Here is a 7,507-nt window from a genome sequence, read left to right as displayed (position 1 = left end):
CGAATCGGGCGACAGTATCCCACAGGGGTAGTGTGCACGCAGAAAGTGCCTTCCTGCTGGAACGATCGAGACCCTAGAGAAGCCTCATCGTTGCAGCTCAGAAGGCACTTTCGCTTTTCCGATCATGATCCGGACGCAACCCCAGATGAAACGCGCAGGCTAGGATGTTATGTCGATTTCTGGATGATCTGGTGTCGCCCGTTCGTGGGTGCGGAGCTGTTCGAGTTGACGCCTTATCGTGTGCATGATGTGAACTCGCCGATGACCCGCGCGAGTTCTGCGGGCTGGTCCAGCGGGATGAGGGTGTAGCTGTCGTTCACCTCGACCAGCCGTGCGTCGGGGAGGAGTTCGACGAGGCGCCGTGCGTGCTCGGGGGGCATCACGCGGTCTTCGCTTGCCCAGGCCACGAGGGTTGGGTGATCGAAGGTCGGCAGCCGTTCGGCTGCGGTGAGCAGGAGGCGGGTGTCAGCTGCTGCTGCTCGGAGCATCCGTACGGTGTCGCGGCGAATTCCGGGCTGCTGCAGGACCGGTTTCATCCACTGGGCGGTCGCTGCGTCTCCGCGCTTGGTCAGCCACCCGAACGCAATCGGCAGCCGTCGTAGCGCGCGGAGCCGCATCTGCTGCATAAACAGGCCGAACAATCGGGGTGAGAGCCTCCCGGTGAGCATGAGCGTCCTCCCGGTCAGTCCGGGCGGGAAGTTGTCGAACGCCTCGCACGAGACGAGTACTGCGCGCCCGACGGCTGTGGCCCGGTCGCCCATGAGGAGTTGGACGAGCGCCCCGCCGGTGTCATTGCCGACAAGTGTGACGTCGCGGAGGTGGAGGCGGTCGAGGAACTCCGCGACCAGCCGCGCCATGCCGGGCAGGGACAGGTCGGCGTCGGAGCGCATCGGGAGTCGGTGTGCCCCGAGGGGCAACGTGGGTGCCAGGCAGCGGTGATCGGCGGCGAGACGGGCGATCGTCCCGTCCCAGAGCGTGGCGTCCATCATCAGCCCGTGCAGCAGCACCAGGACGGGGCCGTCGCCACCGGTGTCCTGGTATTCGATCGTGCCCGCCGACAGCTCGATGCGGTTCACGACAGCCCTCCAGTCGGGCCTGATGCGGCCGTTCGCTGCGGGGCGGGGACAGCGGCAGGGGTCGGGTTGCGGGATGGCCGATGAGTGCTACGCGTTGGGGTCATCGCCGCCGCGCTCAGGAGCCCGAACGCGACCACGGCGGCGGCTGTCCGTACCGCGTGGGCGATCTGCCAGCGGTCGCGGACGCTCGCCCAGTCCGCGGGAGGTGTCTGCACATTCCAGTGCAACTGGTCCGAGTTGATGGGGAGGTTGAAGACGACCGTCGTGGCGACGACACTCAGCAGCAGGGCGAACGCTGTCGCGGTGAGCCAGAAGGTGCGGTCTCTCGCCTTGAGCGACATGGCGGCGAGGATCGCGGTGGTCGGCAACGTCGGCAGGAGGATGGCGGAAGCGAGGTCGTCCAGTCGGAGGAGTTCAATCTGTCGCGTCTGGGTGTAGACCGAGGCGTCGAAGTGGCGTAGCGAAAGTTCGAAGACGAGGACCGTGACCAGGAACCCGGCGAACAGGCCGGCAAGAACGAGACTGACGAAGCGCAGGGCGGTGGCTGCCCGCTCGGATCTCATGACGGCCTCAGCTCCGAAAGTCGGCCGCGTGCTCGGCGGCCCAGGCGGCGAAGGTCAGGGCGGGGCGGCCCAGGAGTTGTGCGAGGGTGTCCGTCGTCGGCCCCGGCTCCTTCAGGCATGCGGCCGCGTAGCCGATCAGCCGGTCGGGAACGTCCTCGGGCAGGCCCTGGGCGAGCATGGCCCGGCGCAGGCTCTCGGCGGGAATCTCCTCGAACGATACGTCCCTGCCGATGGCCTCGCCGATGAGTCGGGCCTTGTCGCGCTGGGTGAGCGACTCCGGCCCGGTGATGGCGTACGCCCGGCCCGCGTGGGCGGGGTCCAGCAGCGCCCGTACGGCGGTCTCGGCGATGTCCCGCTGGTGGATCGGGGAGGTGGCGGCATCGCCGTGCACGCCCCGGGCGTGACCTGTCGCACGGATCTGCGGCGCCCAGGCGAGAGTGTTGGCGGCGAAGTCGGCGCACCGCAGGAACGTCCACGGCAGCCCGGAGGCCACGGCTGCGGCCTCGACCCGCTCGAACTCCTCGGCGAAGCGCCGGTACCCGCCGCCGTATTCGACGGTGACCGCCGACAACACCACCACCCGCCGCACGCCGTGCTCGGCCGCCAGCGCCAGCAGCTCGGCACTCGCGCCGCCCACGGCGCGCGGACTGAGCAGGAGGGTTTTGACGCCGTCCAGTGCCGACGCCAGCGACTGCGGGCTGGAAGGATCGCCGACGACAAGCCGGATTCCGTCGGCGACCACGCCGGCGGCCGGGTCACGAGTGACCGCCGCCACCTCGGCTCCCTGTGCCGACAGGTGCTTCACCACTTCGCGGCCGACGATTCCGGTCGCGCCTGTCACCATGATCACGTGTGTACTCCTGTTCGGAAGGCTGTCGAGAGCTCGTGTCCTCGTGGCCCTGGTGGGGTGGTCGTATCTGAGATCCGCGGCGGGCCCGGAGTGTGACATCGGGTCGGCCGCCACCGGACGGCGGGCGCTGGAGGATCCAGGGGATAAATCGGCGAGTTCAGCGGATTCGAGCCGGGGAGCGGTCTGGCTCAGCGGTGGTCGCGGGAGGGCAGGTGCTTCTGCAGGAACGAGATCTCCGCCTCGACGGCCTGTTCGTGCGACTCGAGGAACGGGGCGTAGTGGCGGCCTGACAGCTGGACCACCTCGGATCGCGGCGCGTTCTGCGCCGCGCGGAGGGCGGGGCCGGGGAGCGCACTCTGGTCCTGGTCGCAGACGACCACCAGGAGCGGGCAGCGGATCCGGGAGGCATGGCGGCCGGGCCGGTACCCGCCGAACTGCAGGGCGATGCGTGCGGCGACCGTCTGCTCCCAGTCCGTGTGCCGACGGTCGGGGTCGAGGGCCCGGTCGCAGTCCAAAGCGTCCGCTGTGGTGAGCGAGGCGACGGTGCCGCGCGGTCCGGCCGTCGGAACCAGAAGCGGCGGCCGTCCCATGAGGCTTCCGAGCGCGTCCGCGACGCTTCGGCGGAGGAGGCGCAGCAGCGCGAGAGCGGTCATGGAGTGCAGCGCGTGGGGAGCGACGGCGCGGGCGTCGACCAGCGGGGTCTGCGCGATCGCGCCGGCCAGCCGCGGGTGGTCGGCCGCGACCTGGAAGACGTGGCCGCCCGCGAGTGAGAACCCCCACAGGGCGATCCCGTCCGGCGCGACGTCGGGCAGGCCGGCCGCGTAGGCGATCGCGGCGTGCCAGTCGGCGACCTGCTCGTCGAAGCGGACGACCTGGCGTGGGGTGCCCCCGCTCTGTCCGAACCGGCGGTGGTCGAAGGCGAGGACGGCGAAGCCGGCATCGTTGAACCGGGCAGCGAACAGGTCCGAGGCCGGTTCCTTCGTCACCGCGGTTCCGCCGGCCATGATCACACAGCCGCCGTTGGACCCCGGATAGTGCCAGGCGGCGCACTTGGTGTCGCCGCTGGCGAAGCGGACTGCTTTCCGTTGCTCGAACGCGGGCATGTGAACCTCCGTGGTGGATCTGTCGATCTCGGGAGCTGTGCAAACCGCGAGCCTGCGGCGTCGTCGCACCGCGGGCCCCTTCTCCTGGCCGCCGGTCGCGGTACCGGAGGTGCTGACGGTGAGCCGGTCAGGCCGGGGAACCAGATTTGCGGGTCGAGGATCATCGGTTGCTCGTTCCGTGGCTCGGGTTCGCCGACGTGGCTCGCGGACAGGCGGGGTGGATGAGCTCCATCCTTGGGCCGTGGTCCTTGGAACGGGCATCGCAGGGCGACGGAATGAGCGAAACTTGTCTTCATGGCGTACGAATCGACGAATTCCGTACTGAGCCTCACGGATCAGCGGCTGGTCGCCGCGCTGCAGTGCGACGGCCGCGTCACCGCCGAGCGGGCGGCCGGCGTGCTCGGGCTCAGCCCCGCCACCGTCCGCCGACGCCTGCACGCGCTCGGCGCCGACGGCACCGTGCGCGTGGTGATCTCACCGGTCGCGCGACCGCGCAACGGCGGCTCGGCCGGGGCCCTGTTCCTGCGCATCCGGGTTCTGCGCGGAAAGCTCGACACCATCGTGGCCGCGCTCGCGGCACGCGAGGACATCCCCTTCATCGACGTCACCACCTCGGGCGACGAGATCTTCGCCGTCGCCCGCACCGAGCCGGGCTCACGCGACCAGTTGGTCTTCCGTCAGCTCCCCTCCACGCAGGCGGTGACCTCCCTGGAGAGCGCCACGATCCTGCATGTCTTCCGGCTCACCTCCGAGTGGCGTCACCAGGTGCTGACCGAGCCCGAACGCGCGGCCCTGGGCCCGAGCCAGCCGGCCCCCGAGCCACCCGCCTCCGGTTCCCCGGGCCCGTACGGTGTCGACACCGATGCCTTGGAGCAGTCCCTCCTCGACGCCCTCACGCCCGACGCGCGCCTGACCGCCGCGGCACTGGCCGAGCGCACCGGCCACCCGGAGAGCACGGTGCGCCGGCGCCTCGCCCACCTGGCCGCCCAAGGCCGTCTGGTCACCCAGGTGCTCGTCGATCCCCGCCGCCTCGGCCTGCCCATCGAGGCCAAACTCCTGCTCCAGGTGGCCCCCGACCATCTCGCCGCCACCGGGCGGGCGCTGGCCGAACACGCCTCGGTGCACGGCGCGTTCGCGACGTCAGGGCCTTCGAACCTGCACGCGGCCGCGTACTTCCCGGACCTCGCAGCCCTCTACGGCTTCCTCTCCCATGACCTGGCCGGTCTGGGCATCACGCACCTTGAGACGGCCATCGTCAGCCGCGCCGCCAAACGCACTCCCCAGCTGGTCCAACCGGTCTCGTCGAGGTGAGGACCGAGGACACTGGTCCGCCGCGACCTCACCCCGGGCTAGGCACGGTCGCGGAACGCCTTTTCGTCGGCGTCCGCCAGCCAGAAGTAGAGCGGCGGCATCACCAGTTCGATGACCGTCAGCAGCACCTGGAACCACTGCGGCCAGCCATGGACGGCGAGTGACAGCAGGCGTCCGACGGCGCCGAGCAGGAACACGCCGGCCAGCCAGCGCACCGCTGTCGCCGGGATCGGCGACTGGCGGGCCGCCCAGAGCCATGCGAGGCCGTACCCCGCGAAGATCGCGCCGAAGAACCGTCCGAGGCTGTCGGCCGTCGCGCTGGCCGCGCCTTCGCCCGGCACCGAGTCGTTCCCGAGCGCCGGATGGAACGGTCCGATCGCCACGCACGCGACCCCCATCGCCAGCACGAGCCACCTGAGAATCCTGGCCACGATCCGACCCCCGCTCCGCTTAGTTGACACGTGTCTACTAGAAGGGCTGCCGGTGACTGTGTGTCAAGCAGCCTTCACCCCGTGCCTCCCCGCCAACGACTTAGTGGTCGGCTCCGGAAGTCCTTCGGGGGTTGACTTCTGGCCCCGTGTTGGACGTGGTGTCTGGCCAGATGTCAGGGCAGCGAGGCGGGGTCCCTACTCGTTGGCTGCCGCGATTGCTGGTTCATGAGAATCGCCGTGCACGACGACAGTCCAGCCGGACTACGTGAAGGCCGGCTCTTCCACCCGCCGGCGCCCGAGCCTTGGGTATCAGTCGGCTGCTTGGCCGTTCACCGCAACGGTTCTTGCTCAGCGCCTGCAATGACTGCGGTCACGATTTTGCGGACGTCTCCGGCCTGTGGCGGGATGCCCTGGCGGTCCGCGAACAGCATGTGCGCGGCGCCGATCAGGGTGGGAGCGAGCGTGTCGGTGTCAGCGTCCGCGTTGATGCGGCCGATCTCGCGCTCGGCGGTGAGGTAGGAGGCGATCGCGGTCGCGGCATCCGTCAGGATCGGGACGCCGGTGGGCCTGACCTCGCGCAACCGGGCGCGTAGGCCATCCCGGGAGGTGACGAGGCTGACGATCGCCACCGCGACCGACTCGAACAGGTCCATCAGCACCTGGGTGAGGTTGTCGGCGACGGTGCCGGTTCCAGCGCACGCGCGCAAAGCAGCGGCTTGGTCGTCGATCCGCGTGATGCGGTCGAGCACGAGTTCGGCGAGGAAGGCGTCGAAGTCGGTGAAATGCCGGTGCAGCACGCCCTTGGCGCAGCCTGCCTCCGTGGTGACCGCCCGGCTGGTGAGCGCGCTCGGTCCGTCCCGGAGCAGGACGCGCTCGGCGGCGTCGAAGAGCTGGTCGCGCACGTCGCGGATGGCTAGTCCCGTGGGCACCGGGGCGTCTCCTTCTTTTCTTGATCGGGCCTGCTGCATTGCGATTGACGAGTGGGCATTCGCCCACTCATAGTGGGCGTGTGCCCACACTACCGCCGGAGCGAGACCCGCGCTCCGAACACGCATCGCATGAACACCGGCAGGTGGCGGAGTCGTTCGGCTCGAACGCCGATCGCTACGACCGGGCCCGGCCGCACTACCCCCAGGCCCTCGTGGACCGGATCATCGCGGCCAGCCCCGGCTCCGATGTCCTCGACGTCGGCTGTGGCACCGGCATCGTGGCCCGGCAGTTCCAATCGGTCGGCTGCCGGGTGCTGGGCGTTGACGTCGACGCCCGCATGGCCGACCTGGCGCGCCAGCGCGGACTCGACGTCGAGGTGGCGTCGTTCGAAGCCTGGGACCCTGCGGGCCGCAAGTTCGGCGCCGTCGTCTCCGGGCAGACCTGGCACTGGGTGGACCCCCTCGCCGGGGCCGCCAAGGCGGCACAGACCCTGCGTCCCCGAGGCCTGCTGGCCTTGTTCTGGAACGCGGGCCAGCCCCTGCCCGAAGTCGCGGAATCCTTCATGAAGGTCTACCGCCAGGTGATGCCCGACTCGCTCGCCGCACGGCAGTGGACGGTGCCGGCCGTGGACGGGTACACGGCACTCTGCACCAAGGCAGCCGACGGGATCCGGCAGGTGGGCGGTTTCGCCGAACCCGAGCAGTGGCGATTCGACTGGGAACGGCCCTATACGAGGGGCGAATGGCTGGACCAGCTACCCACCCAGGGCGCCTTCACCCGGCTCCCCCAGTCCAAGCTCGAAGAAGTGCTCGCGGGTGTCGGCGCAGCCATCGACGCCGCCGGAGGCAGCTTCACGATGCACTACGCCACCCTGGCAGTCACTGCACAGCGAACCGCTACTGCCTGACCCACCTCTGGGGTCCATCCACTACTCCCTGGCGAGCGGGTCCTGCGACCGAACCGCTGGAAGGCTCGATCGGGTACTACGAGGAGACCTGGGCCAGGTCCTCCGGCACTGTCTCCCATCCCTCCTCAAGGAGATCTACTCCTGCTGATCGGCCTGCCTGCCTTGCCCGTTGCCTCCGCCTGCCCGATATCGCTGACCGCCTCGCAAAGACATCGACTAAAGAAGATGGCCCACGGCCACAAAACCGCCTACCAGGCCCGGATGCGCGCGCAGATCGTGCTGCATGCGGCCAGGGGGCGCTCCAACGCGCGCATCGCGCGGGAGACGGGCCTTGCG

Annotated in this window: 8 protein-coding genes; 2 read left to right on the top strand and 6 right to left on the bottom strand. The window is 69.7% G+C overall.

The features are described from left to right. Positions 1 to 233: 233 nt before the first annotated feature. The 4 genes from TR49_RS39185 to TR49_RS39170 all read right to left on the bottom strand — a co-directional run bounded on the left by TR49_RS39185 (position 234) and on the right by TR49_RS39170 (position 3,592). The gene (locus TR49_RS39185) at positions 234 to 1,076 is read right to left on the bottom strand and encodes an alpha/beta fold hydrolase (protein ID WP_042391199.1); all 843 of its coding nucleotides are present in this window, start codon (positions 1,074 to 1,076) and stop codon (positions 234 to 236) included. Next, the gene (locus tag TR49_RS39180) at positions 1,073 to 1,639 is read right to left on the bottom strand and encodes an anthrone oxygenase family protein (RefSeq protein ID WP_042391196.1); all 567 of its coding nucleotides are present in this window, start codon (positions 1,637 to 1,639) and stop codon (positions 1,073 to 1,075) included. Before TR49_RS39180 ends, TR49_RS39185 begins: the two co-directional genes overlap by 4 nt. A gap of 7 nt (positions 1,640 to 1,646) precedes the next feature. Then, complete coding sequence (locus TR49_RS39175; protein WP_236653745.1) at positions 1,647 to 2,483, bottom strand: NAD(P)H-binding protein; 837 nt, start codon at positions 2,481 to 2,483, stop codon at positions 1,647 to 1,649. Between the two features lie 194 nt (positions 2,484 to 2,677). Then, entirely contained in the window at positions 2,678 to 3,592 is a 915-nt protein-coding gene (locus TR49_RS39170; protein ID WP_042391193.1) for an alpha/beta hydrolase, read from the bottom strand. Between the two features lie 294 nt (positions 3,593 to 3,886). On the opposite strand from TR49_RS39170, the gene TR49_RS39165 reads away from it, so the two are divergent. After that, positions 3,887 to 4,903 carry an Lrp/AsnC family transcriptional regulator gene (locus tag TR49_RS39165; RefSeq protein ID WP_042391192.1) on the top strand — a complete coding sequence of 339 codons (1,017 nt, stop codon included), beginning with the start codon at positions 3,887 to 3,889 and terminating at the stop codon, positions 4,901 to 4,903. 38 nt (positions 4,904 to 4,941) lie between these two features. Here TR49_RS39165 and TR49_RS39160 read toward each other — a convergent pair whose 3' ends face one another. Then, a complete protein-coding gene (locus TR49_RS39160) occupies positions 4,942 to 5,334 on the bottom strand; it encodes a DUF4345 domain-containing protein (protein ID WP_042391191.1) in 393 nt (130 codons plus the stop codon). Positions 5,335 to 5,663: 329 nt separating this feature from the next. Continuing rightward, the gene (locus TR49_RS39155; RefSeq protein WP_042391190.1) at positions 5,664 to 6,263 is read right to left on the bottom strand and encodes a TetR/AcrR family transcriptional regulator; all 600 of its coding nucleotides are present in this window, start codon (positions 6,261 to 6,263) and stop codon (positions 5,664 to 5,666) included. A gap of 143 nt (positions 6,264 to 6,406) precedes the next feature. Here TR49_RS39155 and TR49_RS39150 point away from each other — a divergent pair, with 143 nt between their 5' ends. Then, on the top strand, positions 6,407 to 7,171 hold the full coding sequence (locus TR49_RS39150) for a class I SAM-dependent methyltransferase (protein WP_042391189.1): 765 nt from the start codon (positions 6,407 to 6,409) through the stop codon (positions 7,169 to 7,171). Positions 7,172 to 7,507 lie beyond the last annotated feature (336 nt).

Source organism: Streptacidiphilus melanogenes (assembly GCF_000787835.1).
GTDB classification, from domain to species: domain Bacteria; phylum Actinomycetota; class Actinomycetes; order Streptomycetales; family Streptomycetaceae; genus Streptacidiphilus; species Streptacidiphilus melanogenes.
The sequence above is the reverse complement of the archived record's forward strand: the minus strand, read 5'-3'. Positions and strand labels throughout refer to the sequence as shown.